Source organism: Noviherbaspirillum massiliense JC206 (assembly GCF_000312045.1).
Classification (GTDB): domain Bacteria; phylum Pseudomonadota; class Gammaproteobacteria; order Burkholderiales; family Burkholderiaceae_D; genus Noviherbaspirillum; species Noviherbaspirillum massiliense.
Genome location: NZ_HE978635.1, coordinates 325631 through 347930, shown reverse-complemented (window position 1 = coordinate 347930; position 22300 = coordinate 325631). Strand labels below are relative to the sequence as shown.

Genomic DNA, 22300 nt, shown 5'->3' with positions numbered 1-22300 from the left:
TCCCGACCGAAGTCCATGTCCGATCGTCACCTGGCTTACTGGCCCGCCAACCAGTCGCGGCACCTGACGGTGCCGCAAACGAATTTGTTCTACAACATCGAGGTATCCGCCACGCGCTTTCCGGACAAGCCATGCATCCTGTTTTACGACACGCCGATCAGCTACGCGGAATTCCGGGACGAGGCGGAACGGATCGCCGGCTACCTGCAGCAGGAATGCGGCGTCCGCAAAGGCGACCGGGTGCTGCTGTACATGCAGAACAGCCCGCAGTTCGTACTCGCCTATTACGGCATCCTGCGCGCCAATGCGGTGGTAGTGCCGGTCAACCCGATGAACCTGACCGCCGAGCTGCGCCATTACGTGCAGGATACCGGTGCCAGGAACGCCTTCGTCCCGCAGGATCTGTTTCCGCAGATTGCGCCATTGATAGGCGAAGGATTGGAGCGGGTCATCGTGGCCGCCTACTCCGATTACCTGAAGCGCCCGACCGATCTCGCCGTCCCGGAATTTGTCGCCGCGCCCCGCCAGCCCATTGCCGGCAAAGGCATCGTGCTCTGGAGCGACATGCTGGCGCGCAAACTGCGCCCCGGGCCGCTGATTGCCGGACCGGATGATTTGTGCGTGATGCCCTATACCTCCGGCACCACCGGCAATCCGAAAGGCTGCATGCATACCCATCGCGGCGTGATGTACAGCATCGTCGCCAGCATGCAATGGTTCGGCACGCAGCAGGACGCAGTCATCCTCGCCACGCTGCCCTTCTTCCATGTCACCGGCATGCAGGGCAGCATGAGCGGCCCGCTGTATGTCGGCGCCACCCTCGTCATCCTGCCGCGCTGGGATCGCGAGATGGCCGCGAACCTCATCCAGCGCCACAAGGTCACCAGCGTGCAGCTGATTGCCGCCATGGTGGTGGACCTGCTTTCCCATCCGGACCTCGGGCGCTACGACTTGTCGAGCCTGAAAGTCATGCGCGGGGGCGGCGCGGCGATGCCGGAGGCGATCGCGCAGAAACTGCTCGATCTGTTCGGTCTGCACTATGTCGAAGGCTACGGCATGTCGGAAACCATGGCGGCGACGCACATCAATCCCATGCGGTGTCCGAAGAAGCAATGCCTTGGCGTGCCGCTGTATGACGTCGATTCACGCGTCATCCATCCCGACACCTTCGAAGAACTGCCTCCCGGGGAAACCGGCGAAATCGTCGTTCATGCCCCGAACGTCATGCTGGGCTACTGGAATCACCCGGAAGCGGCGAAGGATGCCTTCATCGAGATTGACGGCAAGCGTTTCCTGCGCACTGGCGACCTCGGAATGATCGATGAAGACGGTTATTTCTTCATGGTTGACCGCCTGAAGCGCATGATCAATGCCTCCGGGTACAAGGTATGGCCGGCGGAAGTCGAAACCCTGTTGTACCGCCATCCGGCGATCCGGGAAGCCTGCGTCATCGCCACCCGTGACGCCAAGCGCGGCGAAACGGTCAAGGCACTCGTGGTGCTGAAGGATGGCGAGCAGGGCAAGGTCAGCGAAGCCGAGATCATCGAATGGGCGCACCGGAACATGGCCGCCTACAAGAGCCCGCGCATCGTGCAATTTGTCGAGGCGCTGCCGAAATCCTCGTCCGGCAAGGTGCAATGGCGCCAGCTGCAGGAACAGGAAAACGCGGCATAACGCCAACCATAACCCGGAGTTGCTCATGCGCTTTGAAAACAGGATAGCCATCGTTACCGGTGCCGCCAGCGGCATCGGCCGCGCCACGGCGCAGCGGCTTGCCGCTGAAGGCGCCAGCGTCGCGCTGGTCGACTGGAATGAAGAAGGATTGTCTGCCGTCACCCATTCCCTTCCCGACCAGTCCAGGATCTGGCACCGCGCGCTCGACATTGCCGACGAAGCGGCGGTCGAGCAATGCGTCGCCGATGTGCTGGCGCGCTTCGGGCGGATCGATGTCCTGTGCAATAACGCCGGCATCTCGGGCGGCGATTACTCGCCGATCACCGAGACCAGTACCGAGACATGGCAGAAGATCCTGGGTGTGAATGTCATGGGTGCGGTGCACTTCACCAAGTACGCCGCGCGCAGCATGCGCGAGCAGCGTCGCGGGGCAATCGTCAATACCGCATCGGTTGCCGGCATACGTTCCGGCGCCGGCGGCAATGCCTACAGCGCATCCAAGGCCGCGATCATCAACCTGACCATGACCTCGGCCTGCGATCTGGGCGAATGGAATGTGCGGGTCAATGCGATCTGCCCCGGCCTGATCGAAACCGGCATGACCGCGCCGGTGTTCGAACGCGCGAGGGCAGCGCAGAAAGAACACAAGCTCGGCTCGCGCAGCGAGCTGCGCCGCTACGGTCATCCGGAAGAAGTGGCGGCCGCCATTGCTTTCCTGGCCAGCGACGATGCGAGCTACGTAACCGGCCAGGCCTTGCCTGTCGATGGCGGCAATACTGCTTCGCTGAATTTGCCGGGAATGAAGGTTTAGCGCTGTCCGGCCGCGCCGGAATTCACGGCCGAATGGATGCTCCAATCTGGCAAAGTCGGTTCGCACTATGCGATTTCGGCGACAATCTGCACCCACAATGCGTAAAACAGCGAACCCGCCCCTCCCGGGCAGCAGTTCGAATTGCCAAACTACTCAGAAAGTTCTACACGCGCATGGCTTTTGTTGTAACCGAAGCTTGCATCGCCTGCAAGTACACAGACTGCGTCAGCGTCTGCCCGATGGAATGCTTTTATGAAGGTCCGAATTTCCTTGTCATCAATCCGGACGAATGTATCGATTGCTCGATTTGCGTCGGCGAGTGCCCGGTAGAGGCGATCGTCGGCGAAAGGGAGATCGCTCCCGACCAGGCGCATTTCGTACAGATGAACCGCGACCTTTCTCAAGACCCGCGCTGGAAGCGAATCGCCGTTTCCAGGTCTCCCCTGCCCGAACACGCGGCCTGGGCAAAAGTGAAAGACAAAATCCATTTGCTCGCTCAGCCTGAGGCTGCGGACTGATGGTAGAGATCAAGGAATTGGCGCGGGCCTTGAGCTTGCGGTCATCGATTGCCACCTCGTCGTCTTCGAATAGCTTCATTCGAGGGCAAAGCTCGACAATCTGCCGGCCTACACCGCAGATCGTATGGCCACTGTCCTTGTGACAGCCGGCAATCGTCTTGAAGGTCGGCGCAAACCGGTCTGAATGAATCGCTGATCGATATCGGGCCGCTCTATGAGGCAATGCCATAGCTGACCTTGCCGGCCTCATTTCTTAAGGCGATGCGCAAAGAACGCAAGGATTTCATCGCGCGCCGCAATCGTCGGCTGACCTGCTTCGTCTATCAGGTGCGCAGTGACCACGCTGTGCGGACTTGCGACGACTTTTTCAAAGAACGGTGGCGTATTCGGGTTGGCTGCGCTGTCAGGCAATACCCGTGCCACGAACCGGTCGCCGAGGGCTTCACGGTAAGCCGCAAAGCGCTGGGCCTTGCAGTGCCTGTCTCCCTCGAACCGGTAAGCCATCACCGTGAGATCCTCCCGCTCCAGGCGTTTGCGGACATTCGCCAGCTCATCCGGGGCCATGTTGATCCCGGCCGGGTCGTCCAGGGGCAAGGATGGCTGACATACTACCGGCGCAAGCATCGTCGGTTCAAGCATCATCGTGAGCGCGAAGTTGCCGGTGAAGCACATGCCGATTGCGCCGACGCCCGGCCCGCCGCATTGCTTATGCGCAAGCCGCGCGAGTGCGCGCAGCCACTGCGTCACCGGGCTGGATTCATTGTTGGCGAAGGCGCGAAACTCTGCGCTGACACAAGCCCGCTTGAACGTCGCAATGCCTTCCTCGATGCCGGGCACGGCGCCGTCGCGTCCGAACAGGGAAGGCATGTATACGGTGAAGCCCGCTGCGCGCACCCATCGGCTGAATCGTGCGACATGCGGACTGATGCCTGGCATCTCGGTCATCACGATGACTGCCGGCCCCGCGCCCGCCAGATAGACATCCTTCGTGATTCCGTTGAGGGTGATGCGGCGGCGTTCGAAATCCTCGAGCGGATCGTCTTCATTCATGTTCCGGATCGGTATCGTGATATCTGGCATCTGCATCTCCTCTGGTGAACAGATCGCAGTCTAGCTTTGGACAATCAAATGAAACATTGTCGAATATGACAACTTTCATGTCAAAATGGACAAATGCAAACGATCCTGATCTTGGTACTCGACGGCGTGATGGACTCCGGTCTTGCCATTGCGCTCGACACATTGAAGGCTGGCTGCGCCTTCCTCTCCGGTGCGGGCAGGAAGGACAAGGTCCGCATCGTCACTGCCGGATACAGGAAACGCATTCAAACCGGCGCGGGACTGCGACTGACGGCGGATATGACCTTCAAGGAAGCAAGCGAATCAGGCTTCAAGCCAGACTGGGTGATTGTCCCGGGTGCGGGCTTGACCTCGGATAAGGAAATCGGCGACCGGTTTGCAAAAAGCGATGCGATCGAGGCCATGCGCTTGCTGCGGGGTTTCAGCAAAGGGAAGGCACAAGTCAGTGCAGGCTGCTCTTCTGTTTTTTTTCTTGCGGAAGCAGGCTTGTTGGCAGGCCGCGCTGCGACGACGACATGGTGGCTGTCCCACATCTTCCGTACCCGGTATCCCGATATCAGGCTGGACGAATCGAAGATGCTGGTGCGCGACGGCCAGTTTTTGACGGCCGGCTCCGCCTTCGCACAGCTGGATCTGGCGCTGGCGATTGTCGCCGATACGATGGGCGCTTCCATTGCGCATTTATGTTCGCGCTATTTGCTGATTGACCGGCGACCATCACAGGCGAGGTACATGATACAAGCGCATATCCGGCACATGGATCCCACCGTGCTGGCTGCCGAGCGATGGATAGACGACCACATCCTGTCGCCGATCAGCGTGGCAAGCCTGTCGTCCGAACTGGCGGTTTCGACCAGGACGCTGTCACGCAGAATTCAGGCGGCCACGGGTGTTTCACCAGTCAAATTCATACAGCGCCGCAAATTGATGCATGCCATCCATCTCATTGAAACGACATCGATGTCGATCGAGGCCATCGCCGCAAAGATCGGATACCAGGATGGCACCGCGCTGCGCAAGCTGGTGAAGCGCGAATTCGGCACGACGCCCGGCGGCTTGCGCTGAACCTTGCCGGCACAGCGCCAGACGAGCGCGGGTCCGTAGCGCCGCTTCTGACCCACTTAGCCCGGCAACGCACCGGATCGGCGAGCTTACTGGCACAGGGCACGCCCTTGCTTCACTTAGCCTGTCCGGACGCAGCATGCCTACCTCGAAAGTTTCCCTGGCAAGTTCCGGGATGAATGCCTGAGCGCGAAAGCCGGCACGCACTGCGGCCGCTCGTCGCCCGGCGCGCCATCCATTCTGCATCCTCTCAGGAAGGGTCAATCCATGGCAGCATGCACCGGTTCGCCGCCTGTCTGGCGCGCCGGCCGGATCAACAGGATCAGGGGAGCGATGGCAATTGTCGCGCCCAGCATCAGCATGAAATCGTCCACATAGGCAATCATTGCCGCTTGCCGCGTGATTTCCTGATTGATGCTTGCGAGCCCGACGATATTGTCGGTGCCGAATTGGCTGTAGCCTGCCGCATTGTAGGCGGTCAGGTGCTCGGTGAGTGAAGCATGCGCAATTGCGGTGTTGCGCGTGGCAAGTGTCTGCACCACCGAGATGCCGATACTGCTGCCGATATTGCGCACCAGGCTGTAGATCGCGGTGCCATCGGGACGCAGCGACGAGTCGAGCGTCGCAAAGCTCGCCGCCGACAGCGGCACGAAGACCAGGCCCAGGCCGAATCCCTGCACGACGCCGGGAATCACGATATCGCTCTGCGTCAGAGCAATGGTGTAGCCGCTCATCTGCCACAACGCAACCGCCGAAATCCCGAAACCGGTCAGCAGCATGATGCGGGTGTCGACCCGCCCGACCAACCGACCCACCAGCAGCATGGCGAACATCGTGCCCAGACCGCTTGGCGCCGTGACCAGTCCCGTCGTCGTGACCGGATAGCCCATCAGGCTTTGCAGCATCGGCGGCAGCAGCGCGCGGGTGGCGTACATCACGGCGCCGATGATGAAAATGAAGGAACAGCCGGTGATGAAATTGCGGTCCTTCAGCAGTTCGTAGCGAAAGAACGAATCCTTGCCAATGGTCGCTGTATGGGCCACGAAGAATACGAAGGCGACGAAGCAGACGATCGCTTCAACCACGATTTCATTCGAATTGAACCAGTCGAGCTGCTCGCCGCGGTCGAGGAAGGCTTGCAGGGCGCCGATGAAAATCGACAGGGTCGCGAACCCGAATACATCGAAGCGTGTCTTCTTGCGCTGGCCGAGATCGGGCAGGTAAGCCAGCACCCCGAAAAAGGCGAACAGCCCGATCGGCACATTGATGAAAAACACCCAGCGCCAGTTGTAGCTGTCGGTCAGCCAGCCTCCGAGCGTCGGCCCGAGGATGGGCCCGACCATGACGCCCATGCCCCAGATCGCCATGGCGGATCCCTGCTTCTCGCGCGGGTTGATCTCAAGCAGGATGGATTGCGACAGGGGCACAAGCGCCGCCCCGAACACGCCTTGCAGGAGACGGGATGCCACGATTTCCGGCAAGGTCTGGGACAGGCCGCACAGGGCCGAGGCAAAAGTAAAGCCGGAAATCGATGCAAGCAGCAGCTTCTTGACGCCGAAGCGGTCGGAGAACCAGCCGGTCAGCGGCGTCGCAATGGCAGCAGCCACGATGTACGACGTCAGGATCCAGGTCACCTCGTCCTGAGACGCGCTGAGCGAACCTTGCATGTGCGGCAGGGCGACGTTGGCGATCGTCCCGTCCAGGGTCTGGATCAGGGTGGCGAGCATGATCGCCAGGGTGATCATCGGGCGGTTGATCGGCAGGGCCGGCAACCGGGCGGCGGCTGTATTCATGCAGGGAATTCGGAGGATTCAGGAAGCCGTAAGCGCATTAACCATAAGCATGCTTACGTTCTGGGGATTATAGCAAAAGGCTAACGAAATCAACCGAGTCGCGGTATTCTTACGACATCATGGCAAAGACAAAACCTTCCTTCAGCTTCCTGATTTCGGATGCCGGCCGCCTGGTCGGCAAGCGTTTCGACCAGCGTGCCAAGTCGGTGCTCAACCTGTCTCGGGCGCAATGCAGCGTCCTGTCCTACCTCGACCGCAATCCCAATATCAGCCAGGCGCAACTGGCCGACCTTCTCGGCGTCACGCCGATTGCCAGCGCGCGCCTGCTGGACCGGATGGAAGCGGGGGGATGGATTGCGCGGACGGCGGACGCGCGCGACCGCCGCGTGCGACGACTGGCGATGACCGACAAGGCACGGGAAACGCTGAGCGAAGCGCGTACGGTCGGGCGCAAGGTGGCGGACGAAGCGCTGGCAGGATTCACGGCCGCCGAACGCGCAGTGCTGACCGAATTGCTGGAGAAGGTCCGGCACAACCTGATTTCGGCTACCGACGCCGGATCCAGGGAATAGGGTCGGCCCGGCCTAATCGCGCAGGCGGACGCCCGCCCGGCCAGCCGTGAACGTTTCAGCGATTGGACACTGGCGCGGGCGCCATCAGGACGAAACCTTTCAGCGGCAGTCGCAGCGAGACCGCGGCAGCGATCAGCAGTAGCGCGCCGGAGGCACCGAAGGCAATCCAGTGGGTGCCGTAGGTTTCAAAGCCCCAGCCACCCAGCCATGAACTGATCATGGCGCCTATCTGGTGTCCCAGATAGGCACAGCCGTACATGACGCCCACCAGGCGGACGCCGTAGACATCGGCGAGAATGGCGGAGGAAGTGGCAATGCTGCCGGCCCAGACCAGCCCGCCGATGGCGGCCGCGGTGTACAGCTCCCAATGGGTGCCAACCAGCAGCAGCGCAAAGAACCCGAGGCCCCGAATGAAGTAGATGGCGGCAAGGATATTCCTGCGCGGCAGGCGGTCGGAAAGGCGCCCGAGGACCAGCGTTCCCACGATCGCGACCAGGCCGATGACGCCGATGCCGAGCGAGCTGGTCATGGCGTCGAAGCCATGATCCATCAGCATCGGAACGCCGTGTGTGCCGAGCAGATTCATGCTGAAGCCGCACGCGAACAAGCCGAGGAAGATCTTCCAGAATGGAGCGGTACGCACTGCTTTGCCAAAAGGCAGGCTTTCGGGGACCGCGGCTTTCGTCGCGGCGCCGGCGGCAATCTGTTCGGGAAGCAGGTCCGTATGCGGCGGGGCCGTGTCGCGGATGATCAGCAGGGCTGCAGGAACCGTGACCGCCACAAACAGGGCGGCAAACCCCAGCAGGGTCATTTTCCATCCGAACGATTCGATGGCGAAGGTAAGCACGGGCGTCATGATCGCCATGCCGGCCATGGAACCCGTGGACAGGAAGAAAAGCGCCATGCCGCGCTGGCGCGTGAACCAGCGGCTGATGACGGACGTAAGGGCCACCGGGCTGGTAAAGGCAAGCCCGGCCGACATCAATACGCCGAAGGCGAGCAGGAATGCCAAGGGTGAGCGGGCCGTCACCGTCCAGATGACGGATACCACGACGATGGCAGTCCCGAGCAGAAGCACGCAGCGGGTGCCGTAGCGCCCAACCAGATAACCTGCGAGCGGCATGGCGAGGCCATAGCACAGCATGCCGATCGCGATGATGCCGGCCAGCAGACTGCGGCTGAAGCCGAGATCCCTGGCCATGGGCAGGAAGAATGGCCCGATGCCAAGCCGCATGCCAACGGTCAGCAAAGTGAGCAGGGTCGCGGCCGCGACGATGTTCCAGCCGAAATACCAGCTGGTCGCGTGTCTTTGAGTCACGTGTTTTTCCTTGTCTTCTGGTTGCATTCAACTGTTCCCGTTGTGGGGCGCTTACCGGTCGGCCTGCGCTCAAGCGACCGCTCCCCTGCATCGGATCGTCCATGCCCTGCCCGGTTATCAATGCTCGACAGCAGGTCGAGCGCGTCGTCGATCATGGCATGCAGGGCAAGCACTCTTTCCATGCCGAGCGCCCGGTTGAGCTTTTCCTGCGCCGCTTTCCAGTGGCGTCGGGCCTCGTCGCGCTTGACGCGGCCGGCGGGGGTAATGGCAACGCTGCGGCTGCGCTCGTCCGGACCGGTATCGACACGCAGCCAGCCGACATCGACCAGGGGCTTGAGGTTGCGGCTGAGCGTGGACGCATCCAGCCGCATCATCTGCGCCAGTTCTCCGGGACGGAGCGGGCCAAACTTGAGCACATGGCCGAGCAGCGAATACTGCGTGGCCTTCAGCCCCGCCTTTGCCAGCTCGGCGTCGTAATGCTGAGACACCTGACGCATCAGCTGGCGGACCTTGAAACTGGTGCAGCCTGTCGGCATTCTTGAAAGTTCGGCGTGCGTGGCACATGGCATAATAGTTGTAGCTGCAAGCATTGTAGCGGCAAATTCCCGACCGCAGACAACTTCTTCCGACGTATCAACAAGAAAAGGACAAGCATGGAATCAAGCAAGCCGCCGATGCATGCATTCGACGCTGCAGTTGCACTCTCGCCCAGCGACAAGGACACGTATGCGGGCAAAACAAGCCCGGCTTACGCAAACATGGTCGGCCCCTTCGGCGGCATCATCGGCGCCACTCTGCTCAACGCCGTCATGCGCCATCCGGAGCGACTCGGAGATCCGCTCTCGCTTACCGTGCATTACGCTGCGCCGATCGCCGATGGCGGCTTTTCCGTTCATGCGCGTGCGGTGCGCACCAATCGCAGCACCCAGCACTGGTTCGTCGAGCTGTCTCAAGCTGGCCAGGTTGCAGCCTTCGCCACCATGGTCACCGCGATCCGGCGCGATACCTGGAGCGCGACCGACGCCGTCTTCCCGCAGGTGCCATCCGCCGACACGCTGGAGCAGACGCCGCCAATGTCGCGCGTGGTCTGGACCGCCAACTACGAAATGCGTTTCATCGACGGCGGACTCGACAAGGCCGACACCAACGGCCATCCGTCGCAGACCAGGCTGTGGATACGCGATATGCCGCCGCGCCCGCTCGACTTCCTGTCCCTGTCTGCGATGTGCGACGCCTTCTTCCCGCGCGTTTTCGTGCGGCGGCCCAAATGGGTACCAGCAGGTACGGTGGCCCTCACCACATACTTTCACGCGGACCAGGAGCAGTTGAACGCCCAGGGCACGGCGCCGGTACTGGGCGTGGCACGGGGAATCAATTACGGCAAGGGATTCTTCGATCAGAGCGCGGAAATCTGGAGCCCCGACGGCAAACTGCTGGCGAGCAGTCATCAGGTGGTCTACTTCAAGGAGTAAGACGCCATTGGATCGGCACTTCCTGACAGTTTCCCATGCCTATCCATGACTGCAGAAGGAGTGGCCTGCCGGTAAGCATGCATGCAGCGGGGGCACGTGGAAGAAGCCAATGAAGTGCCCCCGGCCTGTCTTTCAGTCCCCTGCAAGGCCTACACCGTCGCCACCGGCGTCACGGGCGATCCGACCGCGCCCGGCAGGCGCAAGGGTGGCGCGGTCAGCATGAAGCGGTTGCGCCCGTGCGCATGCAGCCACTCGGCCAAGTCGCGCAAGTACCAGAGTTCGCCCAGGGGCACGCCGAGCTTGAACAGGCAATGGTGGTGCAGTGGGAGGATGGATTTCTTCCCGCTCTGCGGTAGCGCAGGGTAGGCTTCCACCGCATAGTTGTCGGCACACAGGGCGGCGATGCCGGAATTGGTAATCCACTGCAACAGACGTTCATCCCGTCCGTTCAGAACGGGGCAGGCATGATGCAACACCCTGGGATCGGGATCGCCGGCCATTTCGACCACCAGTTCGGCAAATCCTGTACGCAGCAGCAGGAAGTCGCCTCGCTCGACCGCGACCCCATCGGCTTTCATTACCGCATCCAGGTCTTCGTAACCGACCAGCTTGCGCTCCTTCCCGAAGTGACGGTAGAGGTCGACCAGAACACCGCGGCCCTGCATGCCGTGGGCCGCCATGTGCTCGATGCCCAGCGCATCGGCATGCGAGAGATGGGGGCCGTCGCAGCCACATTCCTGTTCGCCATCATCGCTATAACGCATCGGTCCGGCCACATCATCACCGGCGCGAAAGCCGTTGTAGTAGACCATCTCCGCGCTGCCGTCGCCATTGGCATCGAAGCGCGCGCCCACGTGTGCAAGCGAATCCCACTGCGTCGAGTATTGCAGGCAGATTGCCACCTGGTCGTCGGAGACAACGTCGATGCTGTCCGGGTCAACGGCCGTCATCGGGAAATTCATGACCGGCTTGCCGTCACGGTAAGTAGGCTGCAGGCGCGGCGGATTGCGGCGCGGATTGAGCAGGTTGCCGCCGGGCAGATCGAGCGGCAGCGAGAGGCAGAAGCTGCGCCCTTCGCGTATTTCAGCAGCTCCCTTCAGCACCTGCTCGCACCCGATGAGGTTGACTCGGCCGAGCTGATCGTCGGCTCCGAAATCGCCCCAGGTCGACCCCGGGGGACGGTTTTTCCAGCGCATCGACATCTCCTCCCCAAATTGCCGACGGCCGCGACTTCCAGTGAGAAAGCGCGGCCGTCTTGCAGACTATGCCGGATTACTTGCTGCCGTTCAGTGTCCGCAGGTTGATGGCCTTGATCTTGCCATTCTCGACGGCTGCCACCGTCACGTTGGCCAGCGTGCCGCCCTTGTCATCCAGCCCTTCCAGGCTGTTCGGGTTGTTCTCCTTCGGCAGGCTCTTGATGGCCTTGTCCATGTTTGCGCGGATCGCCTTGGCATCGGTCACGGTGCCGGCCAGCTTCATTGCGATCGCGGTTGCATGCACGGCGCTGTAGTTCAGCGAGATTTCCGTGGTCGGAACCTTGTCGGTATTGGCCTTCTTGAAGCGTTCCACGAAAGCCTGTACGTTTGGGTCCGTGTCCTCGGTCAGCGGCATGACGCCGATCGAGCCTTCCAGCGGTCCATAGCCGCCGACAACCTTGGCCATTTCATCCAGCTTGGCCTGGTCCATCACCACGAAGCCGCCCTTGAAGCCGAGGTCGCGTGCCTGCTTGGCCACCAGCGCAGTCGGTTCGGAAGCGCCGCCGATGAACATCACATCAGGCTTGCCCTGCACCACCCGGCTCACGCCGCTGTAGAAGTCGGTCGACTTGTTGTAGGACATCGGGTTCTCGGAAACGATCTCGCCACCGGACTTTTCCCAGGTGGCCTTGAACATCGTGGTCCAGGCCTTCGCATAGTCGTGGTCGGCAGGCGCCAGGCCGGCTTTCTTGCCAAAGCGGCCCATCTCGTACTTCGAGAACGGCTCCTGGTAAATGGTGATGTCCGGCGGGATGCGGACGGTCAGCTTGTTGCCGCGCGCAGTCAGCGTCGGCAGGCTGCTGTACCCCAGCAACAGCGTGTCGGTCTTTTCATTGAAAGCCTGGACTGCGAAGATGCCGCCGGAGTGAGGCACCAGCACGACCGGTGCCTTGTGCTGCTGCACCAGGCGCTGGACGTTGATGGCGGTCTCGCTCGGGTTGTACTTGTCGTCGAGCGGAACGATCTCGACCTTGTATTTCTTGCCGCCTACTTCCAGGCCCTTGGCATTGATTTCATTGGCAGCCATCTCCATGCCCATCAGCACGTTCTTGCCGTACTGGGCGGCACCGCCGGAGAGCGGACCGGAATAGCCGATCTTCACCACCTCCTGCGCCAGCGCGCTGCCGGCGAAGGCGAGTCCGACTGCCATCGCGAGGGACAACTGCTTCAATTGCTTTTTCATTTTCATGGAAGTCTCCGTCCGTTGTTGAGCTTGTTTGAAAAACGGTTTTTGCGCTGGCGCCCGTTCAAGCGCCAATGTAAGCCTTGCGCACTTCTTCATTATTGAGCAATTCGCTGCGGCTGCCTTCCATCACGATGCGGCCGCTCTCGATCACGTAGCCGCGGTCGGCGATGTTCAATGCCGCATAGGCATTCTGTTCCGCCAGCAGCACGGTGGTGCCGGCCTTGTTGATGCGCTGGATGATGTCGAATACCTGGTTGACCACCAGTGGCGCCAGGCCGAGCGAAGGCTCGTCCAGCAGCAGCGCCTTGGGACGACCCATCAGGGCCCGGCCAATGGCAACCATCTGCTGCTGCCCGCCGGAGAGCGAACCAGCCGGCAGATCCTTTTTTTCCTTCAGGATCGGAAACATGGAAAACACTTCGTCCAGCGTGCGCTGCAGCCCAGCCTTGTCGGAGCGATGCACATAACCGCCCAGCATCAGGTTCTTCAGGACCGACATGCCCGGGAACAGCTTGCGCCCTTCGGGGCAATGCACCACGCCGTCATGCACGATCTTCGATGGCTTCGAACCCGTCAGTTCCTTGTCGCCGAAGCGGATGCTGCCGGTCTTGGGCCGGTTCAGTCCGCTGATGGTCAGGAAGATTGAACTCTTGCCGGCGCCATTCGCCCCCAGCAGCACCACCAGCTCACCCTGCTTGGCATGGAGGCTGACATTGTCGAGCGCACGGAAACTGCCGTAATCGACTGAAACCTTGTCAAGCTGCAGCATGTTCTTTCCCCAGGTAGGCATCGATCACATCCGGATTCGCGCGGATTTCATCCGGCGTGCCTTCGGCGATCTTTTCACCGTAATTGAGCACCATGATCTTGTCGGCCAGGTTCATGATCATGTTCATCTTGTGTTCGATCAGGCAGACGGTCAGGCCGGTGTCGACCATCTTGCGGATCAGCTTCGACAGGCCGACCGTCTCTTCCGGGTTGACGCCGCCGGCCGGTTCATCGAGCAGCACCAGGGTAGGTTCGGTCGCCAGCGCGAGCGCGAATGCCACGCGCTTGCGTTCTTCCTGAGAGATGTCGCCCGCGAGGCGGTTTGCCACGTGCGACAGGCCGACGAAGTCGAGCGCTTCGCGCGCCTTTTCGCGGCAGACCCGTTCCTCCTCCTTCAGCCGCGGCGTGCCCAGCAGCACGTCAAGCAAACCGGACCGGGTGCGCAGGCGGTGGCCGACGATCAGGTTGTCGAGCACGGTGGCGCGGTCGAACAGGCTGGTCGTCTGGAAAGTGCGCGACACGCCGAGTCTCGCCATTTCATCGGCGCGCAACTTAGTCACGTCCTGTCCGTTGAAAGTGATGCGGCCTGAACTCGGCAGAAACACGCCGCTGATCAGATTGAAAAAGGTAGTCTTGCCGGCGCCATTGGGGCCGATGATCGCGTTGATCTTCCCCTTCTCGAAGGAGACGGAAACATCGCGCACGGCGGTCAGGCCGCCGAACTGCTTGGTCAGCGATTCGATCTTAAGCATGGGAGCGGCTTTCCTGTTTGGGCTGGGGTTGGACCTGGGCCTGCCCGCTTGGCTTGTCAGCCGCGGAAGCCTGGCGCGACTGCACGCGCAAACGCCATGCGGCATAGGTACCCACGACACCGTTGGGCAAGAAAATGATCAGCAGGATCAGCAGCGGACCGAACACCAGGAAGCGGTAATCCTGCAGGAATTGCAGATACTGCGTGACCCAGGGCAGGGACACTGCGCCCAGCAGCGGACCGAACAGGGTGCCGATGCCACCGACCAGCATGTACATCGTCATGTCGAAGGTATGCTCCACCCCGGCCAGTGCCGGACCGAGAAAGCGCACGTAACCGGCATACAGGCCACCGGCCAGTCCGGCATAGAACACCGACAGCATGAAGGCCAGCACCTTGTTGCGCATCAGATTGATGCCGAGCGCTTCCGCCAGGTCGTCGCTGTTGCGGATCGCCATGAAGGTGCGGCCGAGCAGCGAACTGACGATGCGGTGCATGATCCAGGCGCTGGCGACCAGGAAGAACAGCACCAGGTAATACTGGTTGCGGGGCGACTCGAAGTCGATGCCGGCGATTGGTTCCGGCGCCGGGATGCCGATGATGCCGACAGTGCCATGGGTAAGGCTGTCCCATTTCTCGATCACCAGGAACATGATGTAACCGACGCACAGGGTGAAGATCGAGAAGTAATGGCCGCGCAGGCGCAGCGACAGGATACCGATGAAGAAGCCGAGGAAGGCGGCGACAAAGCCGGAGAGCGCGAACGCGAGCCAGAACGGAACCTGATGGTCGACCGTGAGAATGCCGACCGTATAGGCGCCGACTGCCATGAAGCCGCTGTGCGCCAGGTTGTACTGCCCGGTATAGCCGGTGATCAGGTTCAGACCGAGGGTTGCGATCGCGAAGATGTATGCCGTCGACATCACAGTCAGGTAGTAGTCGTTGCCGGCCAGGAACGGAAAGGCGACGGCAAGCGCCAGCAGCACGGCCCAACCGATTCTGCTATTGAAGTGTTTCATGCTTAGCGGACCCCTTTGGTGAACAATCCCTGCGGGCGTACCGACAGGATGAAGACCAGCAGAACGAAGGCGATGATGTCCTTGTAGTCGGTCGAGATGTAGAAGCCGCCGAAGGCTTCGGCAAAGCCGATGATCAAGCCGCCGATGATCGCGCCGGGAATGCTGCCCATCCCGCCGAGAACGATGATGACGAAGGCCTTGGTGATCACCAGATTGCCCATCGACGGGTACACCAGGTTGATGGGCGCATAGAGCGTAGCGGCGACGGCGGCCAGCACGCCGGAGATGGCGAAGGTCATCATCGCCACGCGGCTCGGATCGATGCCGACCAGCGCAGCGCCGTCACGGTTCTGCGCCATTGCAATGATGGTGGCGCCGGTAACCGTCTTCTTCAGGAAAAGGTGCAGCAGCACCATCAGGCCGAAGGCGGCGAGGATGATCAGCAGGCGCTGCGTCGGCAGTGTCAGGCCGGCCAGTTCGACGATGCCGCTGTAGGGCGTGGGCATGCGCAGGAAGTCGGCACCCCAGATTGCCTGAGCCCCGGATTCGAGAAACAGCAGGAGACCGATCGCGGCGATCATCTGGTGCAGATCCGGGGAACGGCGCAGGGGATGGAAAACCAGACGCTCCGCCAGCATGGCCAGCACGGCGATCGCCACAGCGGCACCGGCCATCGCCAGCCAGTAATTGAAGCCGAGCTTCGTCATCAGGACGAAGGCGACGAAGGCGCCGGCCATGTAGAACGCGCCGTGGGCGAAATTGGGTACATGAAGAATGCCGTAGACCAGTGTCAGCCCAAGTGCGACCAGGCTGTAGACACCGCCCAGGGTGAGTCCGTTCAGGACCTGCTGAAATAACAGTTCCAAATTGTTGTCTCCTATTTTTTTCTTGCCGGTTGCGCGTGATCCGGACCGGTCGTTCGTCCGGATTTTCATTCGCACCTGCGTATTGGATGAAAGCTACCCTATACCGCGATGCTGCGTCAACACTTTTGGAATTGAGTTTTGCTTAGCAAAACGTGCTTGAAGAGTATGCTTGGGAAGTATCAATGGCGGCGAGTGCAGGCGGGTTCCGGCACGCGTCCATTTGGCCGGGCCATTTTGCTTGAGCGTAATGAGCTGTTTGACGCTCTGCAAAATGCGGATTTTGCGCGCTGCTGCGGCCATGCATAAGTGATGGGCCGCGAAGGATCATAGCCGCTTTTCGGCAGCCTCGCCATAATGTATCTGTCCCTGACGATGCGGGACCACTCTTCGATCGGACTTCAGGAGCGCCCGGGCAATGCCTCGTTCAAAAGTGATATTGATCGCCGTCCTTGCCACCGCTGTACTGGCGCTGGGGGCGATATATTTTGCGATGCGTCCGTCCGCCACGATGGCAGCCATCCATGAGGCGGTCGCCGCCAAGGATTATGACGCCCTCAACAGGCTGGTGGACTTTCCTGCACTGCGCGCCTCGGTCAAGACAGCCTTGGTGAAAGACCTCGAGTCCCGCGCTGGCTCATCGTCCGGCGCGCAGCTCGGGGCCAGGCTGGGAGCCATGATCATCGGGCCAACGGTCGATCTGGTGGTTTCACCCTTGGGGCTTGCCTTTATCCTCGACGGATACCGCCCGGAGGAAACGCTTGCCGCACCGGAACCCGGCGCCGGAACAGATGCGCGGCAGGAAGGCAGAATTTCGTATGCCGAGCGTTGGGACTCGCTGTCCCGGTACACCGTGACAATTCTCAGAGAAGGGACACCGGTCTCGACACTCGTGCTGCGTCGCTGCGGCTTGTTCGGGTGGAAGCTGGCGGAGGTGGAATTGGCGCCCTTGCTTGAGGGCGCGCACTGAGGCGGAACGGTCAGTGGTGGTGGTGATGCATCCAGCCGCTGTCGCCGGACGCGAGATAGGATTCGACCGCATCCTTCTGGCCGGTTGCATGGCGCAGGACTTCGCCACATTTGCAGATGCCCTGGTAAGGCTGGATATGCGAGCAGGCAGATACCTTTTGCAGGTACAGCGTGACCGGTTTCGAACATTTCTGGCACTTGAAAGTCAGCGTCCGGGAAGGTTTGTTGCTCATGGATTTCCTTGAATGATCGGACTTGGCCGGCATTCATACCGGCCTTGGGGAAAGAGGCAGAATTTTACATGCTTCGCATGTGCCGATCAGCGTGCTGCCAAACGCCAGAGCGACGTCGTCTCCGCCGCACGTGCAGCATGGAGTGGGTCGCCCGGATCGGATGCGCGCGGATGGCGCGGCCGGATGTCCATTTTTCCGATCACCTTCAGGCCCGCCGCGTCGAAGGCGGCAAGCAGCTCGGCGCGTGGACGCAAGCCAAGATGCTCGGCGAAATCCGAGAGGATCAGCCAACCCTCGCCTCCCGGCTCCAGATGGGCTGCCAGCCCGTTAAGGAAGCCGCGCAGCATGCGTCCATCCGGATCGTAGACGGCGTATTCAAGCGGAGAACTCGGTCGCGCCGGCACCCACGGCGGATTGCACACGATGAGCGACGCCCGCCCTTCAGGAAACAGGTCGGCCTGCACCACGTCTACCTGTTCCGTCAATCCGAGCCGGGTCATGTTCTCCCGTGCGCACGCCAGAGCGCGCGCATCCTGGTCGGTCGCCACGACACGCTCGATGCCGCGGCGCGCCAGCACTGCCGCCAGCACTCCGGTTCCGGTGCCGATATCGAATGCAAGCTTGGTCGAGGGTAGCGGCGCCGTTGCCACCAGGTCGACATATTCCCCACGCACCGGAGAGAACACGCCATAGTGCGGATGGATGCGCGCGCCAAGCACCGGAACCTCGACGCCCTTCTTGCGCCATTCATGGGCACCGATCACGCCGAGCAGTTCACGCATCGAGGCGACGAAAGGGCCGTCATCCGGTCCATAGACTTCGATGCATGCCTGGCTCACGTCGGGCGCGCGGCGTAACGGAATCCGGTAGCCGGCATCAAAGGGCAAGAGCAGCATGCCCAGCGTGCGGGCGCGCTGCGACTGGGCCTGGCGATACAGGTTGAAGGCATCGAGCGGGGAGCCGGCCGACTTGCGCGGCTTGCGGTCGGCGCGCCGCGCCATCGCCTGCAGCAGCTGGCGGGCATTCTGGAAGTCGCCGCGCCACAGCAGCGCGCTGCCCTCGCTGGCCAGGCGAAAGGCGGCATCGGCCGTCATGCGGTCGTCGGCAATCACCACCCGCTTTGGCGGTACGGCCCCGCTCTCGGAGCGCCAGCGTGCCGAGCGGGCCTCTCCCGCCTCGGTCCACTGGATGATCGGATGGTCATTCATCGCAATGCTCTCCGTCGCCCTCGTCGATCCTGGAACAAGGCAGAGCTGAAAAAATTTTCATTTGGATTCCGGCAGTCTTCTCGGGAAGCGGGCCTTCCCGCATTGCAGCATTTTACCGGCAAGACACTCGATCCCATATTCATGGGATGGTGTGCCGATGAGACCGCATTTACCATCCGGCAACATGTCTGCACTTTCCGTCCCGGACCTGCAAGCGGCATTCCGATCGATGGCTCTCGACGCAGCCCGGCGCGTCGATGTATTCAGAGGCGAACCATGGAAACAGCGATTCTAACCCCGAGCACCACGCCCAACGCCGATGTCCTGCTGAACGCCTATTACCAGATTGTCAGGTTTCACCTGACGACCGAGGAAAGGCTGGCTGCGCTTGAAGCGGATCTGGGAACGAAACTGCCTGCGGAATACGCCTCTTTCCTGAAACAGCACCGCGCGCAGGAAAACATGAATGCTGCGCATGCCGCCAATCCGGATTACTGGGATGTGCATGCCCTGTACGAATTCGCCGATGGCCCGATCCATCTGCAGATCGACAAGGTTTACCGGCTGGTCGCCGACACCCTGCCGTCATCCCTGCTTCCGATCGCCGAAGATTCCGCACGCAATTTTTATTGCCTGGTGATGGAAGGGCCGAAGAAAGGCCAGATCGTTTTCCTGAACGGGGAACGGAAAGGCGGCAAGCATGAAGCGGAAAATGTAGCGCCTTCCTTCGCCGCCTTCCTGCAAGGCTTGATCCGCAGGGAAATCTAGATAAATAGCCTGGATGCGCACTGCCGCGTCCCGGCCACTCTTTCCGCCTGGTCAGGATGCCTGGCCGCCTTCGCACCCACCGCCGCACTCCCTGCCGACTCTGTTCAAATACTGACGCTGCCGCGGGCGATCTCGATCACCCTGCCGCCCACCCTGATATTTCTCCCTTCGGCCACCTCAAGAAACAGCCGACACGGCCTGGAAACCGCTTCGCCCTGGCTTATCCGCAGCTGTTGCGGTAGCGTCCGTCCCGTCTCGATCAGCCATGCACCAAGGTTCGCGCATGCCGAGCCGGTACCCGGATCTTCATTGATGCCGCCGCCCGGCTTGGCCGAGAAATAGCGCGCCGCCACTTCGCCCCCGTTGCTGCCGGGCTCGAATGCAAACAGGTAGGCAGTCTTGCGGCCGGCACCGTTGGCGGGCCACTGGACAAGAAAGTCGCCGCGCGGTGCCGCACGCCGTACCGCATCGGCCGCAGCCAGAGGAATCAGCACATGCTCCGCCCCGGTATTGACCCATACCGGCTCGCCCTCCAGGTCTTGCACATCCAGTCCCAGCAGACGCGCCGCAGCTTCGCGGGTGAGCTGGCAATGCCGCATGGCGGGAGCGGAAAACGGCGGCATGGTCAGCGTCCATACGTCGCCATTCGCCTCGACCGGAACCATCCCGCCCTGGAGCTCCAGCGTCACCCGGTCGCCCTTTCCCAGCAAATCGCGCACGACCTGGGCCGATCCGAGCGTCGGATGCCCCGCGAAGCGCATTTCCGCATCGGGATTGAAGATGCGTACCCGGGCATCAGCCTGACCGGAAGGAAGGATGAAGGTGGTTTCCGACAGGTTGAACTGGCGCGCCAGCGCCTGCATGCTTGCGTCATCCATGCCGCGCGCGTCTTCGAACACGCACAAGGCATTGCCGCCGAAAGTCGATTCGGCAAAGACATTCAGGATGCGAAAGGCATAGCGTGCCATGCTTGTTTCCTTGTTCTTCAATCGGTACGCGCGGATTTGCTGGCCGAATTGGCCAAGGCCAGTTCCCGTGCCCGCCGGTACCAGTCATTGTTGGCAATCCTTTCGATCTCCTGCTCGTCCGGCAGCACACTCGCATCAAGATACTGCACACTGAAGGGATGCGGTTTCCCGACGCAGATATCGAAGGCCTTTCTCGTTTCATTCAGGCGGTAATTGCCCCGGTGGATCATCTGGGCATCAAAGATCAGGATGTCACCGGGATCCAAAGCGATCAGCCTTGCGCCCGGCAAGTCTTCGCTGTTCCTGTGACCATTCCTTTCAAATCGCACGCTGCTTTCCAAAGCTGTGTCCCAACGCCGGTGCGTACCCGGAACGAGTTCCACGCCGGCCTCCTTCACCAGAGGGACCCGGACATGCAGGTTGAGCAGCTGATCCTGCTGGCTGGCCTGCAAGGCGTCTTCCACCTGACTGTATTGCAGATCCCGGTGCCAGTACGGGAGCTGCTGCCGGTCGGAAGGATTGAAGAACAGCTGCGTATTGTGGAAATACAGTCCGCCTCCGAACATCTCTTCCATTGTGGCCGTCAGGCTGGGCGGAGCGATGCGCTCGAAGAAATCGATCCTTCCCCGGGCATCATCCCGGAAGTACGCCGGACTGGTCAGAGAATGCATGTTGACCTGCTGCCGCCGATCGGCATCGACCGTGCTTTCCACCCATTGGCTGTGGATCCGGTCCACGATTGCCGACAGGGCTGCGATCTCGGACCGGGAGAAAAAGCCCTTGAGCACGACATGACCGCAATCTGCGAAAGCCTTGCGTTCGTCCACGTTCTTGCTCCCTCAGCAATCGCGATCAGCGCAAGCCGGCTGCGTCCTTGGGCAACCAGCCCAGGGATGGCGCATGCAGGCTCTGGATATACAGCCGGTCCGCAGTTTCCGTGACGCCCGTCGTTTCCGGATACTTGCCGCTCGGATCCTGCAGGTCAGCCACGACCTTGCCGCTTTCATCGAATGCGACTACATGGCCGTATGCCGGTGGCAGCGGCCACAGAGACTTCGGCAGGCGCATCGTCACCTTGCGCAGGAAAGGCTTGTCCGCCAGCTTGTCAGCGACGGCGCTGCGCGGCTTCGCAAAACCAAGCCAGATGCGCCCGTCCATGCCGCGCATCAGGTTGTCCGGGTAGCCAGGCAGATTGGCCAGCACCACCCGTGCCGGGGCGCCGGCCCCTTCACCCGGTTCGGCCAGCGCCTTGGCATTCAGCCCGCGGGCATCGGTTGCAAGCTTCCACACCCGGTAGGCGCCGGTCTCGGCAACGAACAGCGAACGCTCGTCGGCGGACAAGGCCAGGCCGTTGGCAAACGACAAGCCACCCATCACGACCTCCGTCTTCGCGCTTGCCGGATCGTGCACCAGCACGCGGCCAGTTGCCGCATGCTCGAGGACATCGAGCACGCTGGCATTGAAGGCGCCGCCCCACTCCTTCGGACCAAAGCGGCGCGAGGCATCGGTGAAATAAATCTTGCCTTCTTTGGCGACGACGACTGCATCGGCAAAGCGGATCAGGTCTTCCTTCCCGTCGACCATGACCCTGTCGGCCAGCACCTCGACCTTCTTGTCCGCCGCCACGGCCAGCAAGCCGCGCTCCGCATCGGCCGCGATCAGTCGGCCGCGTGCGTCGAAGTCGAAGCCCAGCACGCGGCCACCGGTCTGTGCCCACACTTCGGCAGAGGATCCATCCGGATTCATGCGCAGGATCTTGCCGCCGTCGACTGCGGCATACAGTTTTCCACCGGGTCCGATTACCACGTGTTCGGGTCCGCTATCCTGACCGAGCGAAATGTGCTGCAAGCCGCCCAGGCGGGTATTGACCGCATACGGCCCCGCGTATCCGGCATCCTTGGGTGCATTCCATGTCACCGGCTCGATCGGAACCGGTGCCAGCAGCAGGTAGGCGGCAAGCATCACGACCAGCACAAGAATGACAGCGAGACCTTTACGCAACATGTGAGTT

The 22300-nt window shown here is 61.5% G+C and carries 23 protein-coding genes; 8 read left to right on the top strand and 15 right to left on the bottom strand.

From position 1 onward, the window contains the following. The first annotated feature begins 15 nt into the window (after positions 1-15). From HGHM_RS17265 to fdxA, 3 genes are all read left to right on the top strand, one after another. The gene (locus tag HGHM_RS17265) at positions 16-1674 is read left to right on the top strand and encodes a long-chain fatty acid--CoA ligase (RefSeq protein ID WP_019142814.1); all 1659 of its coding nucleotides are present in this window, start codon (positions 16-18) and stop codon (positions 1672-1674) included. Positions 1675-1699: 25 nt separating this feature from the next. Beyond that, a complete protein-coding gene (locus HGHM_RS17260; RefSeq protein WP_034349321.1) occupies positions 1700-2485 on the top strand; it encodes an SDR family NAD(P)-dependent oxidoreductase in 786 nt (261 codons plus the stop codon). 173 nt (positions 2486-2658) lie between these two features. Continuing rightward, positions 2659-3003: a ferredoxin FdxA gene (fdxA, locus tag HGHM_RS17255; RefSeq protein WP_034349220.1), complete on the top strand. Its 345-nt coding sequence runs from the start codon at positions 2659-2661 to the stop codon at positions 3001-3003. 246 nt (positions 3004-3249) lie between these two features. Here the strand turns inward: fdxA and HGHM_RS17250 are convergent, their stop codons facing one another. Beyond that, entirely contained in the window at positions 3250-4083 is an 834-nt protein-coding gene (locus tag HGHM_RS17250; RefSeq protein ID WP_019142811.1) for a dienelactone hydrolase family protein, read from the bottom strand. A 93-nt stretch (positions 4084-4176) separates the two neighbouring features. Here HGHM_RS17250 and HGHM_RS17245 point away from each other — a divergent pair, with 93 nt between their 5' ends. Beyond that, positions 4177-5148, top strand: coding sequence for a GlxA family transcriptional regulator (locus HGHM_RS17245; RefSeq protein WP_019142810.1), 972 nt, complete (start codon positions 4177-4179; stop codon positions 5146-5148). A 257-nt stretch (positions 5149-5405) separates the two neighbouring features. On the opposite strand, the gene HGHM_RS17240 is transcribed toward HGHM_RS17245, so the two are convergent. Further along, positions 5406-6938, bottom strand: coding sequence for an MDR family MFS transporter (locus tag HGHM_RS17240; protein ID WP_019142809.1), 1533 nt, complete (start codon positions 6936-6938; stop codon positions 5406-5408). Between the two features lie 119 nt (positions 6939-7057). On the opposite strand from HGHM_RS17240, the gene HGHM_RS17235 reads away from it, so the two are divergent. Continuing rightward, a complete protein-coding gene (locus HGHM_RS17235) occupies positions 7058-7510 on the top strand; it encodes a MarR family winged helix-turn-helix transcriptional regulator (RefSeq protein ID WP_019142808.1) in 453 nt (150 codons plus the stop codon). Positions 7511-7565: 55 nt separating this feature from the next. Here the strand turns inward: HGHM_RS17235 and HGHM_RS17230 are convergent, their stop codons facing one another. Together HGHM_RS17230 and HGHM_RS21730 are read right to left on the bottom strand one after the other, a co-directional pair. Beyond that, positions 7566-8855 (bottom strand): MFS transporter, encoded by a 1290-nt coding sequence (locus tag HGHM_RS17230; RefSeq protein WP_407635410.1) that lies wholly within the window; start codon positions 8853-8855, stop codon positions 7566-7568. Next, positions 8825-9364, bottom strand: coding sequence for a MarR family winged helix-turn-helix transcriptional regulator (locus HGHM_RS21730; protein ID WP_019142806.1), 540 nt, complete (start codon positions 9362-9364; stop codon positions 8825-8827). The genes HGHM_RS17230 and HGHM_RS21730 overlap by 31 nt, the downstream gene beginning before the upstream one ends. A 117-nt stretch (positions 9365-9481) precedes the next feature. Between HGHM_RS21730 and HGHM_RS17220 the strand changes: the two genes are divergently transcribed. Then, on the top strand, positions 9482-10300 hold the full coding sequence (locus HGHM_RS17220) for an acyl-CoA thioesterase (RefSeq protein ID WP_019142805.1): 819 nt from the start codon (positions 9482-9484) through the stop codon (positions 10298-10300). A 149-nt stretch (positions 10301-10449) separates the two neighbouring features. Here the strand turns inward: HGHM_RS17220 and HGHM_RS17215 are convergent, their stop codons facing one another. The 6 genes from HGHM_RS17215 to HGHM_RS17190 form a co-directional block, all read right to left on the bottom strand. Beyond that, complete coding sequence (locus HGHM_RS17215; RefSeq protein WP_026076146.1) at positions 10450-11496, bottom strand: cyclase family protein; 1047 nt, start codon at positions 11494-11496, stop codon at positions 10450-10452. Between the two features lie 76 nt (positions 11497-11572). After that, positions 11573-12745: an ABC transporter substrate-binding protein gene (locus tag HGHM_RS17210; RefSeq protein WP_019142803.1), complete on the bottom strand. Its 1173-nt coding sequence runs from the start codon at positions 12743-12745 to the stop codon at positions 11573-11575. 58 nt (positions 12746-12803) lie between these two features. Then, the gene (locus HGHM_RS17205) at positions 12804-13511 is read right to left on the bottom strand and encodes an ABC transporter ATP-binding protein (RefSeq protein WP_026076145.1); all 708 of its coding nucleotides are present in this window, start codon (positions 13509-13511) and stop codon (positions 12804-12806) included. Beyond that, entirely contained in the window at positions 13498-14262 is a 765-nt protein-coding gene (locus HGHM_RS17200) for an ABC transporter ATP-binding protein (protein ID WP_019142801.1), read from the bottom strand. Before HGHM_RS17200 ends, HGHM_RS17205 begins: the two co-directional genes overlap by 14 nt. Continuing rightward, positions 14255-15280 (bottom strand): branched-chain amino acid ABC transporter permease, encoded by a 1026-nt coding sequence (locus HGHM_RS21725; protein ID WP_034349218.1) that lies wholly within the window; start codon positions 15278-15280, stop codon positions 14255-14257. The genes HGHM_RS17200 and HGHM_RS21725 overlap by 8 nt, the downstream gene beginning before the upstream one ends. A 2-nt stretch (positions 15281-15282) precedes the next feature. Then, positions 15283-16146 (bottom strand): branched-chain amino acid ABC transporter permease, encoded by an 864-nt coding sequence (locus tag HGHM_RS17190; RefSeq protein ID WP_026076144.1) that lies wholly within the window; start codon positions 16144-16146, stop codon positions 15283-15285. A 415-nt stretch (positions 16147-16561) separates the two neighbouring features. Between HGHM_RS17190 and HGHM_RS17180 the strand changes: the two genes are divergently transcribed. Continuing rightward, positions 16562-17113, top strand: coding sequence for a DUF2939 domain-containing protein (locus tag HGHM_RS17180; RefSeq protein WP_081583600.1), 552 nt, complete (start codon positions 16562-16564; stop codon positions 17111-17113). A 10-nt stretch (positions 17114-17123) separates the two neighbouring features. On the opposite strand, the gene HGHM_RS17175 is transcribed toward HGHM_RS17180, so the two are convergent. Both HGHM_RS17175 and HGHM_RS17170 read right to left on the bottom strand, forming a co-directional pair. Further along, positions 17124-17345 carry a hypothetical protein gene (locus tag HGHM_RS17175; RefSeq protein WP_019142796.1) on the bottom strand — a complete coding sequence of 74 codons (222 nt, stop codon included), beginning with the start codon at positions 17343-17345 and terminating at the stop codon, positions 17124-17126. An 86-nt stretch (positions 17346-17431) separates the two neighbouring features. Further along, the gene (locus HGHM_RS17170) at positions 17432-18553 is read right to left on the bottom strand and encodes a methyltransferase (protein ID WP_019142795.1); all 1122 of its coding nucleotides are present in this window, start codon (positions 18551-18553) and stop codon (positions 17432-17434) included. A gap of 276 nt (positions 18554-18829) precedes the next feature. Between HGHM_RS17170 and HGHM_RS23415 the strand changes: the two genes are divergently transcribed. After that, positions 18830-19321 (top strand): SMI1/KNR4 family protein, encoded by a 492-nt coding sequence (locus HGHM_RS23415; RefSeq protein WP_019142794.1) that lies wholly within the window; start codon positions 18830-18832, stop codon positions 19319-19321. 104 nt (positions 19322-19425) lie between these two features. On the opposite strand, the gene HGHM_RS17160 is transcribed toward HGHM_RS23415, so the two are convergent. The 3 genes from HGHM_RS17160 to HGHM_RS17150 are packed head-to-tail and all read right to left on the bottom strand — an operon-like array spanning position 19426 to position 22293. Then, positions 19426-20289: a PhzF family phenazine biosynthesis protein gene (locus HGHM_RS17160; protein ID WP_026076143.1), complete on the bottom strand. Its 864-nt coding sequence runs from the start codon at positions 20287-20289 to the stop codon at positions 19426-19428. 17 nt (positions 20290-20306) lie between these two features. Then, entirely contained in the window at positions 20307-21116 is an 810-nt protein-coding gene (locus HGHM_RS21720; RefSeq protein WP_019142792.1) for a phytanoyl-CoA dioxygenase family protein, read from the bottom strand. Between the two features lie 25 nt (positions 21117-21141). Beyond that, a complete protein-coding gene (locus tag HGHM_RS17150; protein WP_019142791.1) occupies positions 21142-22293 on the bottom strand; it encodes an SMP-30/gluconolactonase/LRE family protein in 1152 nt (383 codons plus the stop codon). Between the last annotated feature and the right edge of the window lie 7 nt (positions 22294-22300).

What these genes read in the sequence shown, in the direction of transcription:
- HGHM_RS17235 (WP_019142808.1), top strand. Translation starts at nt 7,058, where the DNA reads ATGGCAAAGACAAAACCTTCCTTCAGCTTCCTGATTTCGGATGCCGGC.
- HGHM_RS17230 (WP_407635410.1), bottom strand. Translation starts at nt 8,855, where the DNA reads ATGCAACCAGAAGACAAGGAAAAACACGTGACTCAAAGACACGCGACC.
- HGHM_RS17215 (WP_026076146.1), bottom strand. Translation starts at nt 11,496, where the DNA reads ATGCGCTGGAAAAACCGTCCCCCGGGGTCGACCTGGGGCGATTTCGGA.
- HGHM_RS21725 (WP_034349218.1), bottom strand. Translation starts at nt 15,280, where the DNA reads ATGAAACACTTCAATAGCAGAATCGGTTGGGCCGTGCTGCTGGCGCTT.
- HGHM_RS17265 (WP_019142814.1), top strand. Translation starts at nt 16, where the DNA reads ATGTCCGATCGTCACCTGGCTTACTGGCCCGCCAACCAGTCGCGGCAC.
- HGHM_RS17170 (WP_019142795.1), bottom strand. Translation starts at nt 18,553, where the DNA reads ATGAATGACCATCCGATCATCCAGTGGACCGAGGCGGGAGAGGCCCGC.
- HGHM_RS17175 (WP_019142796.1), bottom strand. Translation starts at nt 17,345, where the DNA reads ATGAGCAACAAACCTTCCCGGACGCTGACTTTCAAGTGCCAGAAATGT.
- HGHM_RS17245 (WP_019142810.1), top strand. Translation starts at nt 4,177, where the DNA reads ATGCAAACGATCCTGATCTTGGTACTCGACGGCGTGATGGACTCCGGT.
- HGHM_RS17240 (WP_019142809.1), bottom strand. Translation starts at nt 6,938, where the DNA reads ATGAATACAGCCGCCGCCCGGTTGCCGGCCCTGCCGATCAACCGCCCG.
- HGHM_RS17150 (WP_019142791.1), bottom strand. Translation starts at nt 22,293, where the DNA reads ATGTTGCGTAAAGGTCTCGCTGTCATTCTTGTGCTGGTCGTGATGCTT.
- HGHM_RS21730 (WP_019142806.1), bottom strand. Translation starts at nt 9,364, where the DNA reads ATGCCGACAGGCTGCACCAGTTTCAAGGTCCGCCAGCTGATGCGTCAG.
- HGHM_RS17220 (WP_019142805.1), top strand. Translation starts at nt 9,482, where the DNA reads ATGGAATCAAGCAAGCCGCCGATGCATGCATTCGACGCTGCAGTTGCA.
- HGHM_RS23415 (WP_019142794.1), top strand. Translation starts at nt 18,830, where the DNA reads ATGGAAACAGCGATTCTAACCCCGAGCACCACGCCCAACGCCGATGTC.
- HGHM_RS17250 (WP_019142811.1), bottom strand. Translation starts at nt 4,083, where the DNA reads ATGCCAGATATCACGATACCGATCCGGAACATGAATGAAGACGATCCG.
- HGHM_RS17200 (WP_019142801.1), bottom strand. Translation starts at nt 14,262, where the DNA reads ATGCTTAAGATCGAATCGCTGACCAAGCAGTTCGGCGGCCTGACCGCC.
- fdxA (WP_034349220.1), top strand. Translation starts at nt 2,659, where the DNA reads ATGGCTTTTGTTGTAACCGAAGCTTGCATCGCCTGCAAGTACACAGAC.
- HGHM_RS17180 (WP_081583600.1), top strand. Translation starts at nt 16,562, where the DNA reads ATGCCTCGTTCAAAAGTGATATTGATCGCCGTCCTTGCCACCGCTGTA.
- HGHM_RS17160 (WP_026076143.1), bottom strand. Translation starts at nt 20,289, where the DNA reads ATGGCACGCTATGCCTTTCGCATCCTGAATGTCTTTGCCGAATCGACT.
- HGHM_RS17205 (WP_026076145.1), bottom strand. Translation starts at nt 13,511, where the DNA reads ATGCTGCAGCTTGACAAGGTTTCAGTCGATTACGGCAGTTTCCGTGCG.
- HGHM_RS17210 (WP_019142803.1), bottom strand. Translation starts at nt 12,745, where the DNA reads ATGAAAATGAAAAAGCAATTGAAGCAGTTGTCCCTCGCGATGGCAGTC.
- HGHM_RS17260 (WP_034349321.1), top strand. Translation starts at nt 1,700, where the DNA reads ATGCGCTTTGAAAACAGGATAGCCATCGTTACCGGTGCCGCCAGCGGC.